The 22499-nt window shown below is 34.4% G+C and carries 29 protein-coding genes, 2 pseudogenes and 1 riboswitch; of the genes and pseudogenes, 14 read left to right on the forward strand and 17 right to left on the reverse strand.

All coding sequences use genetic code 11. From position 1 onward, the window contains the following. Window positions 1-7 precede the first annotated feature (7 nt). The gene (locus GZ63_RS0112080) at window positions 8-391 is read left to right on the forward strand and encodes a hotdog fold thioesterase (protein ID WP_029269894.1); all 384 of its coding nucleotides are present in this window, start codon (window positions 8-10) and stop codon (window positions 389-391) included. A gap of 57 nt (window positions 392-448) precedes the next feature. Here GZ63_RS0112080 and GZ63_RS0112085 read toward each other — a convergent pair whose 3' ends face one another. From GZ63_RS0112085 to GZ63_RS0112095, 3 genes are all read right to left on the reverse strand, one after another. Then, window positions 449-1219, reverse strand: coding sequence for an NRDE family protein (locus GZ63_RS0112085; RefSeq protein ID WP_029269896.1), 771 nt, complete (start codon window positions 1217-1219; stop codon window positions 449-451). An 87-nt stretch (window positions 1220-1306) separates the two neighbouring features. Then, window positions 1307-1885: an ECF transporter S component gene (locus tag GZ63_RS0112090; RefSeq protein WP_029269898.1), complete on the reverse strand. Its 579-nt coding sequence runs from the start codon at window positions 1883-1885 to the stop codon at window positions 1307-1309. 159 nt (window positions 1886-2044) lie between these two features. Beyond that, window positions 2045-2197: riboswitch (FMN riboswitch) on the reverse strand. 78 nt (window positions 2198-2275) lie between these two features. After that, window positions 2276-3307: a M20/M25/M40 family metallo-hydrolase gene (locus GZ63_RS0112095; RefSeq protein WP_390337259.1), complete on the reverse strand. Its 1032-nt coding sequence runs from the start codon at window positions 3305-3307 to the stop codon at window positions 2276-2278. A 184-nt stretch (window positions 3308-3491) separates the two neighbouring features. On the opposite strand from GZ63_RS0112095, the gene GZ63_RS0112100 reads away from it, so the two are divergent. The 4 genes from GZ63_RS0112100 to GZ63_RS0112115 all read left to right on the forward strand — a co-directional run bounded on the left by GZ63_RS0112100 (window position 3492) and on the right by GZ63_RS0112115 (window position 7848). Further along, window positions 3492-4490, forward strand: coding sequence for a potassium channel family protein (locus GZ63_RS0112100; RefSeq protein ID WP_029269902.1), 999 nt, complete (start codon window positions 3492-3494; stop codon window positions 4488-4490). A 102-nt stretch (window positions 4491-4592) separates the two neighbouring features. Then, complete coding sequence (gene yugI / locus GZ63_RS0112105; RefSeq protein WP_029269904.1) at window positions 4593-4982, forward strand: S1 domain-containing post-transcriptional regulator GSP13; 390 nt, start codon at window positions 4593-4595, stop codon at window positions 4980-4982. Between the two features lie 136 nt (window positions 4983-5118). Continuing rightward, window positions 5119-6468, forward strand: coding sequence for a glucose-6-phosphate isomerase (locus GZ63_RS0112110; protein ID WP_029269906.1), 1350 nt, complete (start codon window positions 5119-5121; stop codon window positions 6466-6468). Window positions 6469-6678: 210 nt separating this feature from the next. After that, complete coding sequence (locus tag GZ63_RS0112115) at window positions 6679-7848, forward strand: MalY/PatB family protein (RefSeq protein WP_029269908.1); 1170 nt, start codon at window positions 6679-6681, stop codon at window positions 7846-7848. A gap of 119 nt (window positions 7849-7967) precedes the next feature. Here the strand turns inward: GZ63_RS0112115 and GZ63_RS16780 are convergent, their stop codons facing one another. Both GZ63_RS16780 and GZ63_RS0112125 read right to left on the reverse strand, forming a co-directional pair. Continuing rightward, the gene (locus GZ63_RS16780) at window positions 7968-8519 is read right to left on the reverse strand and encodes a superoxide dismutase family protein (RefSeq protein ID WP_318842384.1); all 552 of its coding nucleotides are present in this window, start codon (window positions 8517-8519) and stop codon (window positions 7968-7970) included. 109 nt (window positions 8520-8628) lie between these two features. Continuing rightward, complete coding sequence (locus GZ63_RS0112125) at window positions 8629-8820, reverse strand: hypothetical protein (protein ID WP_226981262.1); 192 nt, start codon at window positions 8818-8820, stop codon at window positions 8629-8631. A gap of 118 nt (window positions 8821-8938) precedes the next feature. On the opposite strand from GZ63_RS0112125, the gene kapB reads away from it, so the two are divergent. Next, the gene (gene kapB, locus GZ63_RS0112130; protein ID WP_029269912.1) at window positions 8939-9337 is read left to right on the forward strand and encodes a sporulation phosphorelay system protein KapB; all 399 of its coding nucleotides are present in this window, start codon (window positions 8939-8941) and stop codon (window positions 9335-9337) included. A 47-nt stretch (window positions 9338-9384) separates the two neighbouring features. On the opposite strand, the gene GZ63_RS0112135 is transcribed toward kapB, so the two are convergent. Next, window positions 9385-9648: a phosphocarrier protein HPr gene (locus tag GZ63_RS0112135; protein WP_029269913.1), complete on the reverse strand. Its 264-nt coding sequence runs from the start codon at window positions 9646-9648 to the stop codon at window positions 9385-9387. Window positions 9649-9882: 234 nt separating this feature from the next. Here GZ63_RS0112135 and deoD point away from each other — a divergent pair, with 234 nt between their 5' ends. Beyond that, window positions 9883-10590, forward strand: a complete 708-nt coding sequence (deoD, locus tag GZ63_RS0112140; RefSeq protein WP_029269915.1) for a purine-nucleoside phosphorylase — start codon at window positions 9883-9885, stop codon at window positions 10588-10590. Between the two features lie 165 nt (window positions 10591-10755). Continuing rightward, window positions 10756-11220, forward strand: a complete 465-nt coding sequence (locus GZ63_RS0112145; RefSeq protein WP_029269917.1) for a divergent PAP2 family protein — start codon at window positions 10756-10758, stop codon at window positions 11218-11220. 45 nt (window positions 11221-11265) lie between these two features. On the opposite strand, the gene GZ63_RS0112150 is transcribed toward GZ63_RS0112145, so the two are convergent. The 3 genes from GZ63_RS0112150 to GZ63_RS0112160 form a co-directional block, all read right to left on the reverse strand. Next, window positions 11266-11970: a 3D domain-containing protein gene (locus GZ63_RS0112150; protein ID WP_226374405.1), complete on the reverse strand. Its 705-nt coding sequence runs from the start codon at window positions 11968-11970 to the stop codon at window positions 11266-11268. Window positions 11971-12018: 48 nt separating this feature from the next. Continuing rightward, complete coding sequence (locus GZ63_RS0112155; RefSeq protein ID WP_029269921.1) at window positions 12019-12330, reverse strand: YuiB family protein; 312 nt, start codon at window positions 12328-12330, stop codon at window positions 12019-12021. Window positions 12331-12429: 99 nt separating this feature from the next. After that, a complete protein-coding gene (locus GZ63_RS0112160; RefSeq protein ID WP_029269923.1) occupies window positions 12430-13650 on the reverse strand; it encodes an NAD(P)/FAD-dependent oxidoreductase in 1221 nt (406 codons plus the stop codon). A gap of 298 nt (window positions 13651-13948) precedes the next feature. Here GZ63_RS0112160 and GZ63_RS0112165 point away from each other — a divergent pair, with 298 nt between their 5' ends. After that, window positions 13949-14932, forward strand: a complete 984-nt coding sequence (locus GZ63_RS0112165) for an NAD(P)/FAD-dependent oxidoreductase (protein WP_029269925.1) — start codon at window positions 13949-13951, stop codon at window positions 14930-14932. Between the two features lie 60 nt (window positions 14933-14992). On the opposite strand, the gene GZ63_RS0112170 is transcribed toward GZ63_RS0112165, so the two are convergent. Both GZ63_RS0112170 and GZ63_RS0112175 read right to left on the reverse strand, forming a co-directional pair. Continuing rightward, window positions 14993-15349 carry a HesB/IscA family protein gene (locus GZ63_RS0112170; RefSeq protein WP_029269927.1) on the reverse strand — a complete coding sequence of 119 codons (357 nt, stop codon included), beginning with the start codon at window positions 15347-15349 and terminating at the stop codon, window positions 14993-14995. 89 nt (window positions 15350-15438) lie between these two features. Further along, a complete protein-coding gene (locus GZ63_RS0112175; RefSeq protein ID WP_029269929.1) occupies window positions 15439-15768 on the reverse strand; it encodes a YuzD family protein in 330 nt (109 codons plus the stop codon). A 157-nt stretch (window positions 15769-15925) separates the two neighbouring features. On the opposite strand from GZ63_RS0112175, the gene GZ63_RS0112180 reads away from it, so the two are divergent. Beyond that, window positions 15926-16150: a NifU family protein gene (locus GZ63_RS0112180; RefSeq protein ID WP_029269931.1), complete on the forward strand. Its 225-nt coding sequence runs from the start codon at window positions 15926-15928 to the stop codon at window positions 16148-16150. Window positions 16151-16239: 89 nt separating this feature from the next. Here GZ63_RS0112180 and GZ63_RS0112185 read toward each other — a convergent pair whose 3' ends face one another. Both GZ63_RS0112185 and GZ63_RS0112190 read right to left on the reverse strand, forming a co-directional pair. Further along, window positions 16240-17208 (reverse strand): 2-hydroxyacid dehydrogenase, encoded by a 969-nt coding sequence (locus GZ63_RS0112185; RefSeq protein ID WP_029269933.1) that lies wholly within the window; start codon window positions 17206-17208, stop codon window positions 16240-16242. Window positions 17209-17235: 27 nt separating this feature from the next. Continuing rightward, window positions 17236-18198, reverse strand: coding sequence for a protein kinase family protein (locus GZ63_RS0112190; RefSeq protein ID WP_051681488.1), 963 nt, complete (start codon window positions 18196-18198; stop codon window positions 17236-17238). A gap of 102 nt (window positions 18199-18300) precedes the next feature. Here GZ63_RS0112190 and GZ63_RS0112195 point away from each other — a divergent pair, with 102 nt between their 5' ends. Continuing rightward, window positions 18301-18813, forward strand: coding sequence for a phosphatidylglycerophosphatase A family protein (locus GZ63_RS0112195; RefSeq protein ID WP_029269937.1), 513 nt, complete (start codon window positions 18301-18303; stop codon window positions 18811-18813). A gap of 80 nt (window positions 18814-18893) precedes the next feature. Here the strand turns inward: GZ63_RS0112195 and GZ63_RS16785 are convergent. The 3 genes and pseudogenes from GZ63_RS16785 to GZ63_RS0112210 all read right to left on the reverse strand — a co-directional run bounded on the left by GZ63_RS16785 (window position 18894) and on the right by GZ63_RS0112210 (window position 20807). Beyond that, window positions 18894-19671: pseudogene (locus GZ63_RS16785) on the reverse strand (TIGR01457 family HAD-type hydrolase). A 39-nt stretch (window positions 19672-19710) separates the two neighbouring features. After that, the gene (locus tag GZ63_RS0112205) at window positions 19711-20349 is read right to left on the reverse strand and encodes a helix-turn-helix transcriptional regulator (protein WP_029269939.1); all 639 of its coding nucleotides are present in this window, start codon (window positions 20347-20349) and stop codon (window positions 19711-19713) included. 20 nt (window positions 20350-20369) lie between these two features. After that, entirely contained in the window at window positions 20370-20807 is a 438-nt protein-coding gene (locus GZ63_RS0112210) for a DUF86 domain-containing protein (RefSeq protein WP_029269941.1), read from the reverse strand. A 134-nt stretch (window positions 20808-20941) separates the two neighbouring features. Between GZ63_RS0112210 and GZ63_RS0112215 the strand changes: the two genes are divergently transcribed. Next, a complete protein-coding gene (locus GZ63_RS0112215) occupies window positions 20942-21226 on the forward strand; it encodes a hypothetical protein (protein ID WP_029269943.1) in 285 nt (94 codons plus the stop codon). 20 nt (window positions 21227-21246) lie between these two features. On the opposite strand, the gene GZ63_RS0112220 is transcribed toward GZ63_RS0112215, so the two are convergent. Continuing rightward, window positions 21247-21519, reverse strand: a complete 273-nt coding sequence (locus GZ63_RS0112220) for a YutD family protein (protein ID WP_029269945.1) — start codon at window positions 21517-21519, stop codon at window positions 21247-21249. Window positions 21520-21660: 141 nt separating this feature from the next. Between GZ63_RS0112220 and GZ63_RS0112225 the strand changes: the two genes are divergently transcribed. Beyond that, window positions 21661-22227 carry a YhcN/YlaJ family sporulation lipoprotein gene (locus tag GZ63_RS0112225; RefSeq protein ID WP_029269947.1) on the forward strand — a complete coding sequence of 189 codons (567 nt, stop codon included), beginning with the start codon at window positions 21661-21663 and terminating at the stop codon, window positions 22225-22227. Between the two features lie 78 nt (window positions 22228-22305). Beyond that, window positions 22306-22499, forward strand: a pseudogene (locus tag GZ63_RS0112230) (peptidase M23); the annotation flags it as partial.

Consider the following 22499-nt stretch of genomic DNA (forward strand, 5'->3'; position numbering starts at 1 on the left):
ATGCATGATGGATCTAAAAAACACATTAATGGAAGCACTTGGGATTGAAATTGCTTCATTAGATAAAAATCTAGTAGAAATGACGATGTCTGTCGATGAACGTACACATCAGCCAGCTGGGTATCTGCATGGCGGGGCTAGTATTGCACTTGCTGAAAGTGCTGCTAGTATAGGTGCCTACTTAAACATTGACCCAGAGATATCAAATGTTTTTGGTATAGAAATTAATGCCAATCACATCAAAAGTAAACGAGATGGAATTGTTACTGCAAAAGCTACACCAAGTCACATTGGTAAAACGACGATGGTCTGGGAAATTAAAATAACGGATGAAGAAGATAGGCTTATATGTGTTTCAAGATGTACGATTGGGGTAGTTCCAAAAAAATAGATTTAGCAAAAACACGCTTCAGAAATAAAGCGTGTTTTTTATATCTTCCCATGATGCTTACCTTTGTTCAATTTGAAAAGTAAATTGATTGTCACATTGGAATTTTCCCTTACTATATGTACGTTCAACAAATGTCAGGTGGTTTGATTTATCCACAAGTAAAATCGTAGACGAACGCGTACCATAATTAGGTATTTTAATAAATAAGGGTGAAAGTTTTCGTTCTAATTCTATATTTACACCAGTATTTGGTAAATTTATATCTTCTGTTTCTTCCATATCAGTCAAAAATTGAAATAGCTTGTTTATATTTATCGTTTCCTGTTCCATTATATGTTCTTTCAGTTTTTCCTTTCCCTTAACTACTTTCGGCCAAGGTGTGTCTAAGAAATGGTTGCTTAATCCATGTGTGCCAGCAGTAATCTCTAATATTTTATTTTGTCTATTACTTAAATAAAATAAATGATCCGGATTTCCTACTATTAAGTTAAAACCGGAATAATTATTAGCGTTTTTTTGTATGGATTCGAGATAATTTTGGGGCCCCATGTTTCCTGACAAATAAGCACTTACAAGTTCTCCCCTTGAAATTTTATTCGTATTTTGCTGATCTGCTTCACGAAAATTTGTTAATGCAGCAATACGTCCTTTCTTTGTCACACCAAGCCAAGTGCCCATTCTCCTTAAATCACGTCCTGCCAGTATGTTTGGGTTATCTTCCCAAAAATGTGCTGGCATTGTTGGACGTTCATAAAATTCGTCGCGATTTGCTGCTAATACTAATTTATAGATTGGGTGATCATGCAATTGAAAGTTAATTAAACACATGAATAATCCTCCTGTTTATTAATACGAAAACCAAGTAAAAAAGCCAATCCCTATCACCTTATGGGACTGGCTTCTTTTTACATCTATCTATACAAAGCTTGTTTGCTTTTGTTCAATCCAACTGCGCATTTTAATGAATAAAGGCACAAATAAAAGACCAATTACTATTCCTTTAATTGCATTAAATGGCAATACTCCTCCGATTATAGTAAGCCATTTTACTTTATCAGTCATTTCCCAGCCCATAAACCATGCATATGCTGGTAGTATGAGCAAGTAATTTAAGATACTCATTCCAATTGCCATGATAATTGTTCCGGAAACTAATCCAGAAATGATGCTTTTTACCCCTTTATATTTATGATATAGGATAGCAACAGGTACGACAAACATAACCCCTGCTATAATATTTGCAATCACACCTATTGGGTCCGCTGCTCCTGTCACTGCCAGATAAAGGATGTTTTTAATCGCGACTACGATTACACCAGCAAACGGCGAGAAGATTAAAGCAGCCATTAAAGCCGGAACCTCACTAAAATCAATTTTTAAATAAGGTGGTAAAAATGGCAACGGGAAATTCAAGAAAAATAAGATAAGTGAAATTGTTCCCAGTAATGCTAAAATAACCAGTTTTACTAATTTTGATGATGATGTATTTTTCATCACCATTCTCTCCCTTCATCTAATCGATTCCCATCTCGTCTTGTGATGAAGGATGAGCATATTTCCTTTTACAAAATGAAAAACCCCAAAGCCTAATCGGGGCTTTAGGGTATACAAGTCATAGGAAAATAAAGGTGTTTTCTCACACCATTTTCAGCTCGACATCTTCTCCCATCCAGACTTTAACTGTCGGTTCTGGACTTACACCAGATCAACCACGCTGCGAATATTTATGCTTTGTGGGTCACGGACTTAAGCAAAGTTCTTGCCTTTACCGTCGGTCGGGAATTGCACCCTGCCCCGAAGATGGAATCGATATAATATTGTTACCTATTATTATACATGTATTTGTGCAATTTGCAATAAAAATTTTATAAAGACAGCAGATGATTAATCATCTAAGGGATTGAGACTTTCTTTTCCAGTTAAATTAGATATCATCTCTACAAGTAATTCTATTTCTTCATCAATATCTTTTAAGCTTACAGTCTCAACTGGGGAGTGCATATACCGTAAGGGTAAAGATACTAATGAAACTGGCACACCAACACCAGTCAAGCGCATCTTATCTGCATCAGTTCCAGTCATTCTCGGAGTTAATTCATATTGAATATTCATTTTCAGCTTCCTCGCAGTCTGCTCTAACAATTTATTTATTTTAATATTAATTGGAGCACCTTTTGCAAGTACAGGTCCCTTTTCCAACTTTACATCTCCATGCTTGTTTTTATCTACACCCGGATAATCCGTGGCAAAAGTAACATCACAAGCGATTGCCATTGTTGGTTGAATACCCGCAGCTGCAAAATAAGCACCTCCCATATTTGTCTCTTCATTTACAGTGCTTGCTGCATAAACTCCAACCGTACAGTCCGTTTTGGATAATCTTTTTAGTATTTCTGCGATGATAAATGCGCCCGTACGGTTATCTAAACCACGTCCAGCCACATACCTGTCTGTTAATATTTCAGGTTCTCTTTTATATACGGCAAGATCCCCAATTTGAACATATTTCTCCGCTTCCTCTTTTGATTGATATCCACAATCAATAAATAAATCCTCTAGATCAAAATCTTTTTTTAATCCGCCATGATGTTGAGCGTTCACTCCAATAACACCTGTAACTGTTTTATTATAACCAAGTACACTTGTCTTCATTCCCACTGCTGCCTTAGGGTTAATCCCCCCCACTTTATCAAAATATAAAAAGCCATGATCATCTATGCGATTAATAACAAGTGCAATTTCATCACAATGACCTGCAAGCAAAACTTTAAAAGAGGCATTAGGATTTAGCACGCCTATTGCATTTCCCGCATTATCTGTTCGGATTTCATCTGCAAATTTTTCAACATAATTGATCCATTTTTTTTGAATTTCCATTTCATTACTTGAAGGTGAGGGAGTTTTTAATAGCTCCATTAAAAACTCAGTGTTTGATTGTTTCAATCGTATTCCTCCTAATTTTTTCTATAATACTGTTTATTTTAAGTTTAAAAATAACGAACGTCTAGTATATTGATTACTTTGAAATCCATATTGTATAATTTTGTTAACCCTCTGTCTATACTAATAAAATACCATTCATGTCTATAAGGAGAGCGTAATGAGTATTGAATTTTTTAAAAACATTTATTTTCGATTACCCATTATTCTTAGACTTCTAATTACAATTTTAGTTATTATGCTTTTTTTCGGCATTATTATTCGAATTATCGAGCCTGATGAATTCCCAACTATATTTGAGGGTGTTTGGTGGGCTTTTGTAACAGGAGCAACCGTTGGCTATGGCGATTATGTGCCGTTAACCGTTATGGGAAAAATAATAGGCATTTTCCTTATTCTTTCCGGGGGAGGTTTACTAACCTTTTATATAACAACATTATCAGCTGCTACTATCAATCACGAGCGTAATTTATCAAAAGGAAAAATTGAATATAAAGGAAAAGATCATATTATTTTCATCGGTTGGAACGAACGAACACGAAAATTAATCGAAATGACCGAAAAACATAATCCCAATATTGATATTGTTTTAATCGATCGTACCCTAAAACATCTACCTTTTCAAAAAGTTCCTGTACATTTCATTCATGGGAATGCAAGTGAAGATAATACATTACGCCAAGCACATATTGAAACAGCAAGTTGTGTTGTTATTACAGCAGATTTTTTCACAAAAGAACATCAACCAGATCATTACACGATTCTAACTACTGTTGCTATAAGAGGGAATAATTCACAAATACCAATTATTACTGAAATATTTTCTACCATGCAAATTGATAATGCACTACGAGCTGGTGCCAGTACCATTTTACGGCCAAATGATTTCATGAGTTTACTAATGTATCATGAATTATTTCATGAAAAAGAGGCACATCCTTTTGAAGCTATTTTACAACTTTTAACACATCAGCAATTTCGCCAGACTAAAGTACCTGAACACCTCATTCACAAATCTGTCAGGGACGCATCCTTCCAATATTTTAAAAACAGACATATTTTTCTTGGTATTATACGAGAAGAAGAATGGAAACTAAACCCTTCTCCGGATTTACTTTTGCAACAAAACGATATTGTTGTTACTTTGTCCCATTGGTAAAACAACGTTGATGATTCTAGACTTTTGCTTAAAAAGTTAATTTATGATAGTATGTTAACTTGTATGAAAAGAAACTGAATATAGATATAGGAGTTGTTTATCATGACAGATAAATTTGAGAGTGGTCAGGTTTTAGAGGGAAAAGTAACTGGGTTACAACCATACGGAGCTTTTGTTGCCTTAGATAACGATACACAGGGATTGGTTCATATTTCCGAAGTAACACATGGTTATGTAAAAGATATTAATGAATATCTGTCAATCGGCGATACTGTAAAAGTAAAAATTTTAACGATCGATGGAGAAAAAAATAAAATGTCATTATCTATCCGTGCTACAGAGGAAGCACCCGCAAATAATAATGCGAAATCTGCATCTAAAAGCAAACCTACACAACAAAAAACTGAATCTACAGGATTTAACACACTCAAAGGAAAGCTTGAAGAATGGATTGAACAATCAAAAGAACGTGAAAATACATTTAAGAATTAAAAGGGGCTTCTCAGGTAACATTGACTAAAATAGAGCAATGTTGGTTGAGAAACCTCTTTTTTAATTTTTATCATTCTTGATTTAATCACTTTACTACTTTAAAGTAAATGTAACAATAATAAAAGGGGTGTTATAGATGACGCACGTTTCTTTAAGGTATGATAAAGCATTACCTTTTTTTACTCAATCGGAAATGGATAATTTGAAGAATTTTGTACAGACTGCGCATGACGCTTTACATAACAAAACTGGACCAGGCAATGATTTTTTAGGCTGGATTGATTTGCCTGAAACATATAATAAAGAAGAATTTGCCCGGATTAAAGCATCTGCTGAAAAGATAAAACAGGACACAGATGTTTTACTCGTTATAGGAATAGGTGGTTCCTATCTTGGAGCACGTGCTGCTATTGAAATGTTAAATCATTCATTTCAAAACCTACTGCCAAAAGAAAAACGCAAGTCCCCTCAAGTAATTTTCGCAGGACATCATATGAGTACTGCCTATGTCAGCGAATTATTTGATCTGCTTGAAGATAAAGATGTTTCCATTAATGTTATATCAAAAAGCGGAACAACTACCGAACCCGCTCTGGCTTTACGTATTTTCCAAAAATACATAGAAAAAAAATATGGAAAAGAAGAAGCAAAAAAGCGTATTTATGCAACTACAGATAAAAGAAAAGGTGCATTAAAAACAGTTGCGGATAAAGAAGGTTATGAGACGTTTGTTATTCCTGATGATGTTGGTGGTCGCTTTTCCGTACTAACAGCAGTAGGTTTACTTCCAATCGCTGTAAGTGGAATCAAGATTGATGATATGATGCATGGAGCCAAAGAAGCGATGGTTGACTTAGCTGAACCTTCTTTAGATAAAAACCCAGCATATCAATATGCCGCATGCCGAAATATCCTTTATAATAAAGGAAAAACAATCGAAATGCTAATTAATTACGAACCTCATCTGCATTATTTCGCAGAATGGTGGAAACAGTTATTCGGAGAAAGTGAAGGCAAGGATCATAAAGGAATTTTCCCTGCTGCAGCTAATTTTTCTACTGATTTACATTCCATGGGTCAGTACATTCAAGATGGTCGTCGTGATCTTTTTGAAACAGTGCTGCATGTAAATGAATCAAAAATGCAAATAACACTCGAAGAAGACGACGTGAATACGGATGGACTTAATTACCTCGTAGGAAAAACCATTCATGAAATCAATGACAAAGCGTATCAAGGAACACTACTCGCTCATACAGATGGAGGCGTTCCAAATTTAATTATAGAATTGCCTAAACTGGATGCATTCACCTTTGGCTATTTAGTTTATTTTTTCGAAAAAGCATGTGCAATGAGCGGATATTTATTAGGGGTAAACCCTTTTGATCAACCAGGAGTCGAGGCATATAAAAAAAATATGTTTGCTTTACTAGGTAAACCAGGGTTTGAGAATGAAAAGGAGAATTTAGAAAAACGACTGAATTAAAAGGGATTAAAAAAATGTAAAAAGATGTTTAATTTATTTTCTTCTGGGAATAACTATAAATGTAAGACTTTCTCGTATTCCCCCTGTGGGCAAAGCGCATTGCGCTTTGCTTTTTTTTGTAGAATTACCCCACTCCCAGAAGAGTAATTCTTATCCATTTTCACTTTTTTCGTTATAATAGAAGTAACAAGATAAGAGGAGGGATTGTTAATGGGAGTATTTGATACCATTCAGGCGCGAAAAAATACTCGTTCAGTAAAATGGGATGGGCTGAAATCCGTATTCCAAACGAAGGATGTCCTGCCAATGTGGGTTGCTGACATGGATTTTAAATCCCCGCAAGCTGTAAATGAAGCTTTAATGAAGCGGGTAAAACACGGAATTTACGGTTATACAATGATTGACCATGATGTTAAAAACTCTATTGTGAATTGGATAAAACGACGACATCATTGGCAAATACAGCGCGATTGGCTAACTTTCAGCCCTAGTGTAATAACAAGTTTACATATAGCTATTCAAGCATTAACAGAACCAAATGATAAGGTCCTAATTCAAACCCCGGTTTATACACCATTTTTTAATGTGTTAAAACAACATAATCGAGAAATGGTCAAAAATCCCCTTGTCTTACAAAATAATTATTACAAAATTGATTTTGAAGACTTTGAGGATAAACTAAAACAAGGTGTAAAAGCATTTATATTATGTTCACCACATAATCCAGTCGGTCGTGTTTGGACAAGGGATGAATTAGAAGAAATCGCCCGATTATGTTTAAAATATGACGTGATTATTTTGACTGATGAAATTCACGGGGATCTTGTATACCCGAATCATCATCATATTCCTTTTGCTTCATTATCTAATGAAATAGCAGAACAGACAATTACATTCATGTCTCCTTCTAAGACATTCAATTTGGCTGGTCTGCAGGCATCCTACATGATTGTTAAAAATCAAACAAAACACAAAAAATTAACAGAACACCTTAAAAAACAGGGGCTAAATACATTAAATACAATGGGAAACACAGCTCTTGAAGCGGCATATAATCATGGCGAATCTTGGCTTGATGAGCTGATCAGCGTATTACATGACCATCGAAACTATGTAACCGAAATGCTGGAGTCACGCACAAAGGAATTAAAAGTCATTAACTCCGAAGGAACCTATTTGATTTGGATTAATTGCAGTGGATTGAAAATGGATAGTCCATCTTTACGGAAATTTATGATTGAAAAAGCCAAGGTAGGGCTAAATCCTGGTATGAACTATGGAAAAGAAGGCAGCCAATTTATGCGTATGAATATCGCTTGTCCAAGAGCAATACTAGAAGAAGGAGTTAATAGGATCATAACTGCAGTCAATGAACGCTAATATCAGTAGGGAGAAGTTATCTTCTCCTCACTGTTAAACATACGTAGAACAGATGTCAAAGACCTCAAATTTTTATAATGTTCCAAGTTTCTACTTCTCTTTATCATCTTCTTTTCCCTTTATTTCCGTAGGATCTGTTGATTGTTCCTCTTCTTCTTTATCAGGTCGGCTTTTAATTCACCACACATAATACGCGCTCCCGAATCTCCACCTGGTTGTGTTACCCCATCATCTTGATCTTTATGAATAACTAAGGATGTGCCTTCTTCACTTAAAATAGATTTTTTCCCTTCAAGGAGGGTTGCATCTGCTAACATCAGTTCAGTGTCTACTGCTCCGCTACTGTCAGCTTCGACATTAGGTAAGTCACCTAAATGATTCCCATCCGGGTTCATTAACCCATGCTTTTTTCCCTCTGGATTGAAATGGTTTCCTGCGCTTTTAAAATCTTCTCCTTTACAAGTTGGATTTTCGTGGAGATGTATTCCATGCAATCCCGGGGTTAACCCCTCTACTTTCACCTCTATTTGCACTCCATCTGGATGTTCACTAAATGTAGCAGTACCTACCATATCACTATCAGTGTTATACATATCAATTTCCCTTACGGAAGGTTCATTTGTTTGACAAGCTGTCAATAGAACCAATAAAAGAATAAATAATAAGCGCATTTCGTTTTCTCCTTACTTTCGTATATACTAATTATTAGTATCCACAAAAATAAGCAAAATAAACGAATCCAATAAAAAACCTCCTTAGCTTTTAAATTGCTAAGGAGGGTTAGTTGTGCCCATTCGATTTATGATCCTCACGTTTGGAAAGATTATATTCTTGTTCAAATCGACTTTCGTCTTTTTTTGATTTCCGATAGATTAAATACATCGCCACCGCTGCACCAATCATGAATATAACTAGCATGATCACAGCTGGAATATATTCCGTTTTATCTTCAGGAAAGTATAAAAACTCCATAATCGCTGCCCCTTTCTTTTTTAATTATAGCAAATTCTCTATAGTTCCTAAACATCTCTTCAAATAATTCGCTAATTTGTTATTTTTTTGGCACAATAAAGAAAAGGAGGTTGCCAAAATGTCAGAAATAAAAGTCGGGGATACAGTTCGTGCCCATTACAACTCAGGTATTTATATTGGGAAAGTCGTAGAGGATCGTGGAGAAAGGTTTTTGGTGAAAGTGCTAGCAGTGCAAAAACATCCAATGCAAGGTGATCTCCATCACCCAGGAAAAGTAGATGAACCAGGAGTGTTATTTCATGAACGAAAAGCACTAGCATTTCGAGAGAAAATGAATGTTCAAAAGGCAGTTGTCTACCCTTTCGACGATGAAATTCCTAATTACAATACTTCTATAAAAGAAGCAGTGGAAACTTCTAAGAACAAACTAAAGGCAAAAGATACAGCATTTAATAAGAAAGCCTTAGAACGCCTAAAAGGACTAGAGGAACATTATTATAAAAAAAGTTATTATTAGAAGAAAGGGTCAGACCCGTCTATTGGGAACTGACCCTTATGACTCCTTTATTCTCCTAAATGTTCTTTAATTACTGATTCAACACCCGAGAGTGCTTCTTCCTCATCATTTCCTGATGTAGTTATTTTAATTTCTGCCCCTTTTGGAATCCCCAAGGACATGACACCCATAATTGATTTTAAATTAACTGTTTTATCATTATAAGAAATTTCAACCTCAGACTCAAATTGCCCTGCTTTATTCACCAATAATGTAGCAGGACGCGCATGGACTCCTGTATCAGCTGTGATTGTAAATGTTTTTTCCTTCATTAATAAAAATCCTACCTTTCTCCACTATATTTACCATACAGTTGTTCATAATTACATTTATTTTCTACTGATCATTATAACCAATATTATAAACAAATGAACTAATAACATTATATATAATAACAATTATTTATGAAACTAGAAAGGCTTTTATTATTTTATTTATAACGAAAGTTTGTCTTTGGATGTCTGTTATGATACCGTTATTTTAAGCGTTTTTTGAGGAGGAAAAACATGAGTGTACATATTGGTGCCAATCAAGGAGAAATAGCAGATAAAATTTTATTGCCTGGGGATCCGCTGCGGGCAAAGTTTATTGCTGATACTTTTTTAGAAAATGTCGTCCAGTACAATAAAGTACGTGGGATGTACGGATATACTGGAACCTATAAAGGGGAACGTATATCTGTACAAGGTACAGGCATGGGAGTACCGTCAATTTCTATTTATGTTAATGAACTGATTCAAAGCTATAACGTTCAAAAACTCATTCGAGTAGGAACATGTGGAGCTATTCAAAAAGACGTAAAAGTTCGGGATGTTATTTTAGCTCAAGGTTCTACAACTGACTCACAAATGAACCGCATGATTTTTAATAGAATTGATTATGCTCCGTTAGCTGATTTTGATCTACTCAAAAATGCCTATGATGTAGGCGTTAATAAAGGTATGACATTACGTGTTGGAAATGTGTTTACGAGCGACAATTTTTATCGGGATAACGCAAAAGAGGTGAATGAATTACTAGCCAAATATAAAGTATTAGCAATTGAAATGGAAACTACTGCTTTATATACGTTGGCTGCAAAATTTGACCGTCAAGCACTTTCTATTTTAACTGTTTCAGACCACGTCTTGACGGGAGAGGAAACATCCGCAAAAGAGCGGCAAACTACATTTAATGAAATGATGGAAATAGCTCTTGAAACAGCAATTAAATAATAATTATTTAGATAAATCTGTTCTTTCAAATAACCATGTAAGGTATTGAAAGAACTTTTTTAACGACTTTTTTTAATCACTTATACGAATAAGCTCATTTCATACTAATTATAAACCAAATAGGGAATAGATTTGATAAAGGACTTAAATGAAAGGAATAGAGTGATGTTTAATTTACCTTTAGTAGCTGCATTAATTGCAATTATGCTTGCACAAATAATAAAAATCCCTATTCAATTTTTCATCACCAAAGAGTTAAATCTCAATTTAGCATTTAGCACGGGAGGTATGCCAAGCAGTCATTCTGCTGCAGTTTGTGCATTAACGACAGGAGTTGGAATAGTAGATGGTATCACATCAATGACATTTGCTGTCTCCTTTGTCTTTAGCATTATCATCATGTTTGATGCTTCAGGTGTTCGAAGACAAGCAGGTGAGCAGGCTATCGTAATAAATCAATTATTAAAAGACTTTCAATACTTTGTCGATGAAGCAAAACAATGGAATAAAAAAGAGAAGTTTACGAAACAAGAAGAACTAAAAGAGCTATTAGGCCACCAGCCAATTGAAGTATTTTTTGGAGGATTATCGGGCGTAGGCATCACCTTTTTACTGTATTTTTTACTTTAAAATGAAACAACTCACTGCATTCGATTGCAGTGAGTCTATGTTAATTCATTCATTTGTAATTTGTTCTCGAAATACTTGCATTGCAGCATTCTCATTTAGCTTTGTAAGTTCCTCTTCTGTCAAATTTCCATCCCCATACTCAACTACATAAACTTCAACTTCTTTTTTGCCCCACTCCGAATATACTTTATCTACTGATGGATAATATAAATCAATTTTATTCCCGGTGATGGCGCTTCCCTTGTCTGCTACTACACCATATCCATAATCTGGAATGTATAAAATAGTTCCTACCGGATATACACTTAAATCCGCTGCTATTGTAGAATATAAGTCTCTTTTTACCTTAACACCAGAATATGTAATTCCATATTCCGGATGATCCGGATTTTTCCCAGTAGATTCCATACCTGCAGTATATCCTGTTGCCAATACTGTATCACTTGGGAGTTGCTCCTTGTTGACTACTTCATCCAGCGATTTTTTTTCTTCTTCTTTTTCACTCGAAATATACCTATTTTGTTCTACCATATTATTTAATGCTTTTTTCTTTAATGCTATTTGTCTACCTTCTAGTTCTGAATATGAGGTTTCGTAAATATACTTATCATTTTGATACGCATTTCGTACGTCTGCAAATGTGACATTAGAAATTGAACTTACCGTTGTGTAAAGTGCTCCTAAGAATAAAAGTATCATTCCAGTCTGCGAAAAAGTTGCTTCATTGATAACACCTCTCTTGGATGTCATCCTTTCCCATCTGGAACGTTTTTATTCATTTTCTTATTTAGAAATGGTTTAAAACATTTGATAACCACTTTTACGTAATATTTTTATGACTATCCCAGAAATAATCGTACCAACAAATCCAGAAATCAAAATAATAATATCAACCAGGGTAACATTCATTAGATTTGAAAACGCAGTAGAAAATGATGCTGCCGGGTTTTTAAAGTATTCAATTGTAGAAATATTATCAACAATCATAAGAACGATAATTGGATAAATCAGTGTCATAAGCCATGTGCGTCTTAATAACATATTCAAAATAAAAGCAAGGCCAAAAAATATAACCAAAAACAATAGAATAGAAACTATTAGTTGGATCATCACGTCATCTCCTTTCTGAATTCACGTTCTTAAACACAAATTCCATTTTATAATATAAACATGAAAAAGCAAAGACAATAAACTGCCTTTGCTCTTTTTTCAATAGAAAAAATTAAACTTTCCTTTTTTAATCATTAGTTTAACTCCGCCCAATTTATATAGATAATGATTATCAATTATTTTTTCCATAACTGTTGCCTTCCACCCAAATAGTTTGCGATCTTTCATAAATATACCTACAGCATCATCGTTACCTAAAGATGCAACTGTTCCTATCGTTCTTGGTTGAAAATCAACTATTTTTCCCTTGCCTTTAATAAGTGTTTTTAAATTATGTGCAACTGTTTCAGCTTGTTGTATAGCTATTTGAGCTGTTGGGGATAAGAGATTCTCCGGATTATTTTCCGAGGTTAAAGCACAGTCTCCTACCACAAACACATTGTTATATTCTAAGGTTCGCATATCCTGACGCACTTCAATTTTACCAGCATTCATTTTAAAACCTGATTGTTCCACAATCCTATTCGCCCGGATTCCTGCAGCCGAAATCGTTGTGAATGTTGGAATTTCTATTTGCTCTCCATCTTTTTTATAAACAATACTTGCTGATGTACATTCCTTTACCTTTGCCTCTGTTATTATTTCTACACCGCGAGATTCCAAAGAATTCATCGTATAATCAATAAGCTGTTGATCAAATCCAGGTAAAATTGTTGATGCTTCTTCTATCATAACAACACGAACCTGAGGTTTGTTTATATCAAATTCCGCACAAAGGTTAGGAATCCGATCAACTAATTCTCCTGCGAATTCGATCCCTGTAACCCCACCTCCGCAAATAACAATGTTGAGATGTGCTTGGTCCTTATCTTTTTCTTGATTATACATCGCGAAATTATATTCAATGTGCTCTCTAATTAAACGAGCGCTGCTAAGGTCATTGATCATAAGCCCGTTTTCTTTCAGTCCTGTAATTCCGTATGTTGCCGCTTCAAATCCTAACCCAATAACAAGATAATCATAGTCTATTTCACCGTCTTCTAGTTTAACTTTGTGATTTTTTGGTTTGATAGAAACAACTGTGTCCTTAATAAACTTGATTTTTTGCATATTTAATATGTTTTTAATATCAATTCGCGATCTTTCTTGTTCTAAAGTACCTGCAGCATTTTCATGTAACCATATTGTCTGATAATGATAATCATTTTTATTTACCAGTGTAATCGTTGCATCATTTAAGCCTATTGCTTTTTGCAGGTTCACTGCAGTCATCATTCCACCATAACCCGCCCCCAAGATTACGATATTTGGCTTTTTCATGTTTTTACCACCCATTTTTTGTTAATTTCAATCCATTATTGATAAAAGCTAATGTGTGATTTATTTCACTAAGGTTTATATTTATTATTATTAAACTTTTATATCTTTGTTACATGATTGTAATATATAATCCATTGATTATAGTAGTCTTTTTCATTCAAATTTTCAACCCTATCATTGCACCTTTTTCTTGAAAAATTTTTGAATTATACGTACGAAATAACACTCGAGACATATCTATTTATGATAAGATAAAAATAATGTACAATTTGTTGTAGAGAAACGGAGGAAATTGATTATGGAAAATAAAGTTTATGATATAACTATCATTGGAGCAGGACCGGCTGGTCTATTTACTGCATTCTATGGTGGAATGCGCCAGGCAAGCGTTAAAATAATTGAGAGTTTGCCACATACTGGAGGGCAACTAACAGCCTTGTATCCGGAAAAATATATATACGATGTTGCCGGATTTCCAAAAATCCGTGCCCAAGATTTAGTAGATAATTTAGAAGAACAGACGAAGCTATTCGATCCAACCATCGTTTTAAACCAATCCGTTGAAAAAGTAGAACGGCTAGAGGACAATACATTTAAACTGACATCCAACGAGGAAGTGCACTATACTAAAACAATCATTATTACTGCAGGGAATGGAGCTTTTCAGCCTCGCCGCCTGAATGTTGGGGATTGTGAACAATTTGAAGGGGTTAACCTCCATTATTATGTAAATGATATGAATCAATATAAAGATCAGCATGTCTTATTATTAGGTGGCGGTGATTCCGCTGTAGATTGGGCACTAATGCTTGAACCTATCGCAAAACAAGTGACTTTAGTTCATCGACGCGATAAATTCAGAGCCCATGAACATAGTGTAGAAAAATTAAAAGCTTCCAATGTTAATATATTAACACCTTTTACACCTAAAGAAATAACTGGAGATACCAAAATTGATAAAGTAACATTACAGGAAGTCAAAGGTGAAAACCAAATTGAGCTGGAAGTCGACTCTATTTTATGTAATTATGGTTTTGTCTCTACCTTGGGTGCAATCAAAGACTGGGGATTAGAAATCGAAAAAAATAGCATTATCGTTAATACCAAAATGGAAACAAATATACCTGGTATATATGCCGCTGGTGACATTACCACCTATCCTGGGAAAGTAAAGTTAATAGCTACTGGTTTTGGTGAGGGTCCAACAGCAGTAAATAATGCTAAGCAGTATATTGATCCATCTGCCCGTATACAACCTAAACACTCAACAAGTATGTTTTAATGAATAGAACCGAATAAATTCAGGAAATAAAAAAGCTAGAACAATTCGTGTCCTAGCTTTTTAGCATTTTTCTGCAGTTCCCTCACGGCCCTCAGCTCGAAAAGAAGATCCACAGCCACATGACACAATAGCGTTTGGATTATCAATACTAAATCCGCCACCCATCATGTTTTGTTTAAAATCAATCGTAGTCCCTTCGATAATCGGTATATCCTGTTTAAAAATGACTACCGGTATATCATTAATTTTCTCAACCATATCCAGCTCTTCATTTATTTCATAATCAAATCCTAACGAATAGGATAATCCGCTACATCCTCCACCTTTAACTCCAAAGCGCAGGCGAGCATCAGCTGTTTCTTCTTTCATCATCTCTTTTATCTGATCACAAGCTTTATCAGTAATTGAAATTACCATTATATGCTCCTCCTCTGATTTATGATGGAATCATGTTAAGTACTACTATTAGTATACAAAAAAGGGGTAGCATGATGCAATCATTTCGTTTATACCTGTAACGCTACATCATTTTTATCTAATGCTTCATAAATGGTTTTTAAACGCGGGATCCCTTCTGCAACGATTTCATCATTTACCAAGACAATTGGATAAAATAAATCCTCATCAAAAATTTTTTCTATAAATTGTTGATGTTTTTCATTACTCTGTGACTCATTAATATCGATATACTTATATTGTATGGAATCATCAATATATTTTCTTCCAATTGCAGCCTGCAGCCATTCATAAGTATCCTTTGATCCTGGTGCTCCAACACAACTAGCACAAATTTGTTCCGCTCCATAAACTGTTATTGTTACCTTCTTCTTTACCATTTCCTCTCCTCCTACCGATATTTATTATTGTTCTTTTTATTTTACAAAACATTTTTTTAAAGATAAAATAAAGGTAATTGAATAGTTCCTAAATTTATCAATAGATTTTTTCTTACATTCATCATATAATAATGATATAGAAAGGGGTGGATCGATAATGCATGAACAAGTACAAGAAGTTTTAAGTAAATTACGCCCATTTTTACTACGTGATGGTGGTGATGTGGAACTTGTTGATGTTGATGAGAACGGTATTGTCCTACTTCGACTTATGGGCGCTTGTGGTAACTGCCCAAGTTCTGCAATCACATTAAAAGCTGGAATTGAGCGCGCATTAATGGCTGAGGTTCCTGGAGTTACTGAAATTGAACAAGTATTTTAATTTTATTAAAGCAGGGGCAGACGGAATGTTAATCATGTCTGCCTTTTTTATGGTTTTCTGAATCAGTGTTCCGGTCTTATTCAGGGCTATTATTCAAATACGGGGGTTTTTGGCCCGTTACCATCAAAAAATGAAACAACATTTTCCATACATAAATGAAGCATTGCCTTCCGGGTTTCGATACTTGCTGATCCAATATGAGGTAAGCATATGGCATTATCTAAACGCACAAGCGGATGATCACTAGGTATAGGTTCATCTTCAAACACATCTAATCCTGCTGCAGTAATTTCCTGACTCTTTAAAGCGTTAACCAATGCTTTTTCATCCATCGTACCTCCCCGGGATACGTTAATAAATATTGCGGATTTTTTCATTTTTTGGAATGCCTGCTCATTAAATAAATGTTTGGTACGATTTGTTAAAGGTACTAACGATATTATAAAATCAGCCTCACTTAATAGATTGTCAAATTCTGTATAAACCGCATTCAATTCTTTTTCTTTTTCATATTTTCTCGTTCGATTGTTGTATAAAATGGACATTCCAAAACCTTTCGCTCGCTTTGCTACGGCCTCACCAATTCTCCCCATCCCGACAATTCCGAGTTTTTTATGATGAATGTCTGTACCTGCAAGTAAGAATGGAGACCAATGACCCCATTTATCTTCTCTAATATAATCACTTGCCTCCGTCATCCTCCTTGCTGTAGCCATTAAAAGCGAAAAGGTTAAATCAGCCGTTGTTTCAGTAAGTACATCCGGTGTATTGGTAACGATTATATTGTGCTTTTTTGCTACTTCTATATCAATATTATCATAACCCACTGCCATATTGGCTATTATTTTTAAATGATGGGTATTTTCTAATAATTCCTTATCAATACGCTCAGTTAACATACATACTATCCCGTCCGCTTGCTTAGTTTCTTTCAAAAAAACCTCCCTCGGAACTGGTGTATTTTCTTCTTCCCACATTTTGAAAGTAAAGGAGGCCTCGTGTGGAGCTAATATTTCCTGCGGTATTTTCCTGGTTATATAAATAAGTGGTTTCTCCATCCTTTTACTTCACCCCATTAACTATTATTATAACCAGTGTAACACAGGAATGTGTAAAGCTTCATGCTGAAGGCCCATTTCGATGAAAAAAGAGCTTAAATTTTGTTCATAAATGGATTGTTTTTCGATCAAATTTTCCATTTTAGTGAAATAAGTTTGATCATTCTTTTCTGTAAAAAAACTTTCTTCGATTAGATCATAAAATGTGATGGGAAAAATCAATCTTCCATATAATAAACGCCAGCTAAATATGGATAAAGGTCGCAATGATTGATAATCATCCATAAACGATCTTAATTCTTTATTTGCTTGATTTAAAAATAATTTCGTACGAATATACTCCGCTAAGTCCCGTGTGGGATGATCATACATTAAATCATTAACCCAAATAACAGGCTTTAAAAGATGGTCATCATAACGCTGAAAAGTGATGGTGCCTTGGTCACCTTCATCGTAACGGTAATCTTCTGTTGTTTCTTGAATATACTGTATAGCATTTTCACTCATTCCTATAATATAGGGTAAAATGTCCATCAACAAGCGATAGTAACAGGTATGTTTCCTTTTTGCTTCATGGATAATTCGATTTTCAAATATCGTAAGCTTATGGATCCATAAGTTTTTCCATTGACCGTAGCTTGAGATATTTTGTGGTTCATAGTGATATGCTGCATTCATAAGATGAAAATTTGCTAATGAATGACCATGCGATTCTATATAGTTTGTTTGAGGACTTTGTACTTGAACAACCATATACGATTTATTTTGATAAGTTGTAAACCAATTTCCATCCATATTTTGAATTGGTTTCGCTGTATGATAAAGGCCTTTTTCTACCAGAAAATAAGCTAGTGCTGCTTGTTCCATATGTATCATTTCCTTGTTTTCTGATGAGATGATAAAATAAGTATACGCATTATCTATAAATCCCAATTTCCCATTTATAGTTATTTTATCTCTAATATAGACAGCATAATCACGATTAAGCATTTCCTCCACCATGATCCCTCCTTCATCCTACATTAGTCTATGAATGAAATTAGTATAAATTAACAAGAAGAATGAAATTTTAAGAAAGTATAGGTGAAAAAAATGGATAAAAATACAAATCAAAGTAAATTAGAAATTAAAGCAAGAGAATGGTTAACCGAGCGTGGTGTCACATTAGATCACATTGCGGAGTTAGTATATTATTTACAATCAAAATATCATGAGGATTTAACAATGGAAGAATGTTTGCATAATGTAGACCGTGTTTTAACGAAAAGAGAAGTCCAAAATGCTATATTAACCGGTATTCAACTGGATATGCTAACAGAACAAAATAAGTTGGATCAACCGCTTCAGAAAACAATTGAATTAGATGAAAGCTTATATGGAATTGATGAAATTATTGCCTTTTCGATCGTTAATGTTTACGGTTCGATAGGGTTTACAAATTATGGATATATTGATAAACAAAAACCAGGAATTTTAAAACATTTAAATGACAAAACAACGGGCGAAGTCCATACATTTCTCGATGACATTGTAGGAGCAATTGCAGCTGCAGCTTCAAGCAGATTAGCTCATTCATTTGCAGATGATCAATTATTAGATGATTAATGTGTTAAAACCATTTTTTATCATTAAACCTTTATAATAAAACATTTGAAAGCTGAAAACGTGCAAGACGTGTTCAGCTTTCAAATATGATCTATCCATTCACTTAAATTTTTCACATGATAATTCGGCTTTTTATCAAAACTTGAATATTCATGATATGGAGTTACACCAGTGAAAACCATTAACGTATCTATCCCTGAATTTATGCCAGCTAATATATCTGTATCATAATTATCCCCTACCATTACGATATCTTGTTTGGCTACACCTAATTCAGATATAGCTTCGTTCATTATGATTGTCTCCGGCTTCCCTATATAAATGGGGTGTTTACCTGTACTAACTTCAATTACCGATGTGATTGCTCCATTTCCCGGGAGAAGTCCATGTTCTGTAGGTATTGACACATCCCTATTTGTAGAAATAAATTCTGCTCCAGCACGGATTGCTATACATGCTTCTGCGATTTTTTTATACGTAACACCCCGATCAAGTCCAACTACAACGTAATCACTTCCATATGCTTCTTCCGAAATTGTTAGACCCTCTTGCTGTAAGGCTTTGTACAATCCCTCCTCGCCAATTACGAAGCAATTTGCATCTGATTTTTGATGTTTAATAAACTTTGCTGTAGCTAAACTTGATGTAATTACATGTCTAGACGTCGACGTGATATTCATTTGATTTAACCTATCAGAAACATTTTCTGGTGTACTTGTTGAATTATTGGTTAAAAACAAATAAGGAATGTTTTTTTTTATTTAATGCGTTAATAAAATCTGCTGCGGAAGCAATTGGCTCGCTGCCACGATACATTGTTCCATCTAAATCAATTAAATACCCTTTAAATTTTTTCATGTCATGCAACCTTTCCTCAAATAAAAGAGGATGATTCGTTTATCGCAAATCATCTTTGGTTCGTTTTTTTATTGTCCACCTGCAATGTGGATCACCTTTTGTAATCAAAGATCTTGAAAGAACTTCACAATCCGAAAAAAGTTCTTCGAATACACGCTTATCATTTTTACATATCTCATTATACGAATTTGCAATCGAAGCAACTGGACAGTTATAATATATGATTTCATAAGTCCCATCTTCTGATTTTTTCACTTCAGTCATATAACCTTTTTCGTTTTGCATACATGCAATTCTTGAAATTTTTTCATCCAATTTTTTATTTTTTATTTTTTCATGGAAGGAATTTTTTTCTCGCTCCATGCGTTTCGATAATAAGTCTGTTACTGCCTGACTTCCTTGTAAACCTTCCAAATCTTGAAGAAGCTGAAGTGCCAAATTTCCATCTTGGTTAGGGAACGTTTTATGCCCTTTTTCTGTAAGGGAATACGTATAATACGGTCGGCCGATATCCTGTTTATGTGTATGTTTACGAATAAAGCCCTGTTGTTCTAATTTATGAATATGCTTTCTGACTGCTATTTCAGAAATTGTAAAGTGCTTCATGATTTTATTCATTGTAATATCGTGGTCTTTTTTTAAAACATATAATATCTTTTGTTTTGTCGTAAGTTTCATCACTATACATCCCTTAATCATTATTTGTTTGTGAATGCATTTGCCACGCCTAGTTCATTATTCAAATAAGATCTGATGTGTGTACTAAATCTTTCTATAACGGATTTACTTTCTAGCATAATCATTGCTAACTCTTCGTGATCAATAGCTAAATAATCTCTGACTAGTTGTTTACGAAGACGTATAACTTTTTTATAAACGTTTTTATCTTGCTCTGGTAAAACCTCCTCATCAACTAATATGTCGATAATATCTTCATAGCTACCCGGATCACGCATAATGAACCCATCAATCATCATATTTCCTACATCAAGCGTTGATTCAATAAACATATGTGTGATTCGTTCTAAACCTAATTTATCCTTAAAAGATGGAAAGGTTTGTTGATTTAACTCTGCAAGCAACTTTTCCATATATTTTAGTATTTCTTCAATTTTGCTTCGATCAATAAAATACATCTCAGTACCTCCAATACTCTCTCTACACTACTATCATACCATATAATGGCTGTAAATTTTAATGACACCAATAAATGGTACGATTGTTTTTTTTCTTTTTGTATAACATAAAAGTAGAAAGGGATGATACTTTTATGGAAAAAAAAGATGGCAGGGTCTATACTGATTTCTCAAATGTTCGTAGTATGCGAAACGAATTAGTTCCTGAAGAATATCCAGAAGGCTCATTTGGGTCGCCTATCAATGAGGATGAACCAGTGGAGGGAAAGTCTACGCCATGGGAAAAAGGTCAACGTAGACAAAGTGCCTATGTTTATTCTTATAAAGCACTTCATGATGATCTACCTAGACAAACGCCTGGCGCCCACCCCCTTCATGACGAAGAAGGTGAAGTAAAACCAGAAGATGAGGAGCAGTAGAAATGGCTACTGCTCTTGTATTAGCCTATTTTTTTTAATACAAAATAAGCACACCCAAAGTTGCAGTATTCATATAAATAATCGTCCAAAGCTCCAATTCTTGTATCGTAATTTGCTTTCGTATTATTATCGTTATAAAATCCTTTTAATCTGAGTTGATCGTATCCCCAGTCACCAACAATAAAATCATATTTCTTAAGAATTTCGGAATAACGTTCATTTAATACATCTTCTTGAAATCCTTCTTTTACATCTTCTATCAATTGATAATTTATGCCATTGAGTTCAATCAAACTATTCACCTCATTGTTAAAACTTTTCATTTATCATATCACATAATTTGGGGGCAGAGGAATCTTACCAATAATTATTTGCATGAATTTAATACCATTACAGAAACTAAGTAACGATTTAAATCTGAAGGAGGAAAAGGAATGAAAAGAAAGCTGTTTGCTTTAATTATTTTTGCTATGGCCCTTGTTATATCTGGCTGTGGTAACTTTGATAATTACAGTAAAAGAGATAAAGTAGTTGAAGAATTGGATCCAACCAGAAATCAAGAAAGATCAACAAATCAAAATACAGATAATAAACTAGGATATGTTAGTTATACTAAAGATCAAATGAAAAATGAACCGAAGCAAAACGTGACGATAGATCGTAATAAAATGGCTGATATGATATCGAGAATTATTTTGCAGCATAAAGATTTTGGTGAAGTGGCTACGCTTGTAACTGACGAAGATGTACTCATTGCTTATGAAGCAAACGATCGAATCGATGATGAGGATGCCGCAGACATTGCAAAAAAATCAGCACTTTCAGTAATGCCGCAGTATTTTGATATTCACGTTTCCAATAATGATGGTGGGATAATGAATGATATACGCAGCCTTCATAATTCAAGCACTCAAAATAAAAACTATGACAATTATAAAGATGAAATCATTAAGAAAATGAAGAACTCCCCTCAGGATGATAAAGATAATAATAAAGAATAAGTATTTAAAAAAGGGACTAACATATTTTCTGTTAGTCCTGCTAATTCTAGATCGTGTTTTGGGAGGTGAAACAAATTGATGGTTAAACGAATATATATAATGCTATTTGTTTTATTGGTTTATTCTCTTTTTTCATTTGAAGTTCAAGCTGAGGAAACAAAAAGTGATATATACCAAGATCGCATGGCCCTTTATAAAAAAACAGAAGCATTAACACAAGTACCATGGTATTATATTGCAGCGGTGGATCAATATGAAAGAAACGCTCAAAA

It is taken from the genome of Virgibacillus alimentarius (assembly GCF_000709085.1).
GTDB classification, from domain to species: Bacteria; Bacillota; Bacilli; order Bacillales; family Amphibacillaceae; genus Virgibacillus_B; species Virgibacillus_B alimentarius.

Excerpts from the sequence above, each read along its gene's own strand:
- GZ63_RS0112080 (WP_029269894.1), top strand. The coding sequence starts at position 8 with ATGGATCTAAAAAACACATTAATGGAAGCACTTGGGATTGAAATTGCT.
- GZ63_RS0112085 (WP_029269896.1), bottom strand. The coding sequence starts at position 1,219 with ATGTGTTTAATTAACTTTCAATTGCATGATCACCCAATCTATAAATTA.
- GZ63_RS0112090 (WP_029269898.1), bottom strand. The coding sequence starts at position 1,885 with ATGAAAAATACATCATCATCAAAATTAGTAAAACTGGTTATTTTAGCA.
- GZ63_RS0112095 (WP_390337259.1), bottom strand. The coding sequence starts at position 3,307 with ATGGAGCTATTAAAAACTCCCTCACCTTCAAGTAATGAAATGGAAATT.
- GZ63_RS0112100 (WP_029269902.1), top strand. The coding sequence starts at position 3,492 with ATGAGTATTGAATTTTTTAAAAACATTTATTTTCGATTACCCATTATT.
- yugI (WP_029269904.1), top strand. The coding sequence starts at position 4,593 with ATGACAGATAAATTTGAGAGTGGTCAGGTTTTAGAGGGAAAAGTAACT.
- GZ63_RS0112110 (WP_029269906.1), top strand. The coding sequence starts at position 5,119 with ATGACGCACGTTTCTTTAAGGTATGATAAAGCATTACCTTTTTTTACT.
- GZ63_RS0112115 (WP_029269908.1), top strand. The coding sequence starts at position 6,679 with ATGGGAGTATTTGATACCATTCAGGCGCGAAAAAATACTCGTTCAGTA.
- GZ63_RS16780 (WP_318842384.1), bottom strand. The coding sequence starts at position 8,519 with ATGCGCTTATTATTTATTCTTTTATTGGTTCTATTGACAGCTTGTCAA.
- GZ63_RS0112125 (WP_226981262.1), bottom strand. The coding sequence starts at position 8,820 with ATGGAGTTTTTATACTTTCCTGAAGATAAAACGGAATATATTCCAGCT.
- kapB (WP_029269912.1), top strand. The coding sequence starts at position 8,939 with ATGTCAGAAATAAAAGTCGGGGATACAGTTCGTGCCCATTACAACTCA.
- GZ63_RS0112135 (WP_029269913.1), bottom strand. The coding sequence starts at position 9,648 with ATGAAGGAAAAAACATTTACAATCACAGCTGATACAGGAGTCCATGCG.
- deoD (WP_029269915.1), top strand. The coding sequence starts at position 9,883 with ATGAGTGTACATATTGGTGCCAATCAAGGAGAAATAGCAGATAAAATT.
- GZ63_RS0112145 (WP_029269917.1), top strand. The coding sequence starts at position 10,756 with ATGTTTAATTTACCTTTAGTAGCTGCATTAATTGCAATTATGCTTGCA.
- GZ63_RS0112150 (WP_226374405.1), bottom strand. The coding sequence starts at position 11,970 with ATGACATCCAAGAGAGGTGTTATCAATGAAGCAACTTTTTCGCAGACT.
- GZ63_RS0112155 (WP_029269921.1), bottom strand. The coding sequence starts at position 12,330 with ATGATCCAACTAATAGTTTCTATTCTATTGTTTTTGGTTATATTTTTT.
- GZ63_RS0112160 (WP_029269923.1), bottom strand. The coding sequence starts at position 13,650 with ATGAAAAAGCCAAATATCGTAATCTTGGGGGCGGGTTATGGTGGAATG.
- GZ63_RS0112165 (WP_029269925.1), top strand. The coding sequence starts at position 13,949 with ATGGAAAATAAAGTTTATGATATAACTATCATTGGAGCAGGACCGGCT.
- GZ63_RS0112170 (WP_029269927.1), bottom strand. The coding sequence starts at position 15,349 with ATGGTAATTTCAATTACTGATAAAGCTTGTGATCAGATAAAAGAGATG.
- GZ63_RS0112175 (WP_029269929.1), bottom strand. The coding sequence starts at position 15,768 with ATGGTAAAGAAGAAGGTAACAATAACAGTTTATGGAGCGGAACAAATT.
- GZ63_RS0112180 (WP_029269931.1), top strand. The coding sequence starts at position 15,926 with ATGCATGAACAAGTACAAGAAGTTTTAAGTAAATTACGCCCATTTTTA.
- GZ63_RS0112185 (WP_029269933.1), bottom strand. The coding sequence starts at position 17,208 with ATGGAGAAACCACTTATTTATATAACCAGGAAAATACCGCAGGAAATA.
- GZ63_RS0112190 (WP_051681488.1), bottom strand. The coding sequence starts at position 18,198 with ATGCTTAATCGTGATTATGCTGTCTATATTAGAGATAAAATAACTATA.
- GZ63_RS0112195 (WP_029269937.1), top strand. The coding sequence starts at position 18,301 with ATGGATAAAAATACAAATCAAAGTAAATTAGAAATTAAAGCAAGAGAA.
- GZ63_RS0112205 (WP_029269939.1), bottom strand. The coding sequence starts at position 20,349 with ATGAAACTTACGACAAAACAAAAGATATTATATGTTTTAAAAAAAGAC.
- GZ63_RS0112210 (WP_029269941.1), bottom strand. The coding sequence starts at position 20,807 with ATGTATTTTATTGATCGAAGCAAAATTGAAGAAATACTAAAATATATG.
- GZ63_RS0112215 (WP_029269943.1), top strand. The coding sequence starts at position 20,942 with ATGGAAAAAAAAGATGGCAGGGTCTATACTGATTTCTCAAATGTTCGT.
- GZ63_RS0112225 (WP_029269947.1), top strand. The coding sequence starts at position 21,661 with ATGAAAAGAAAGCTGTTTGCTTTAATTATTTTTGCTATGGCCCTTGTT.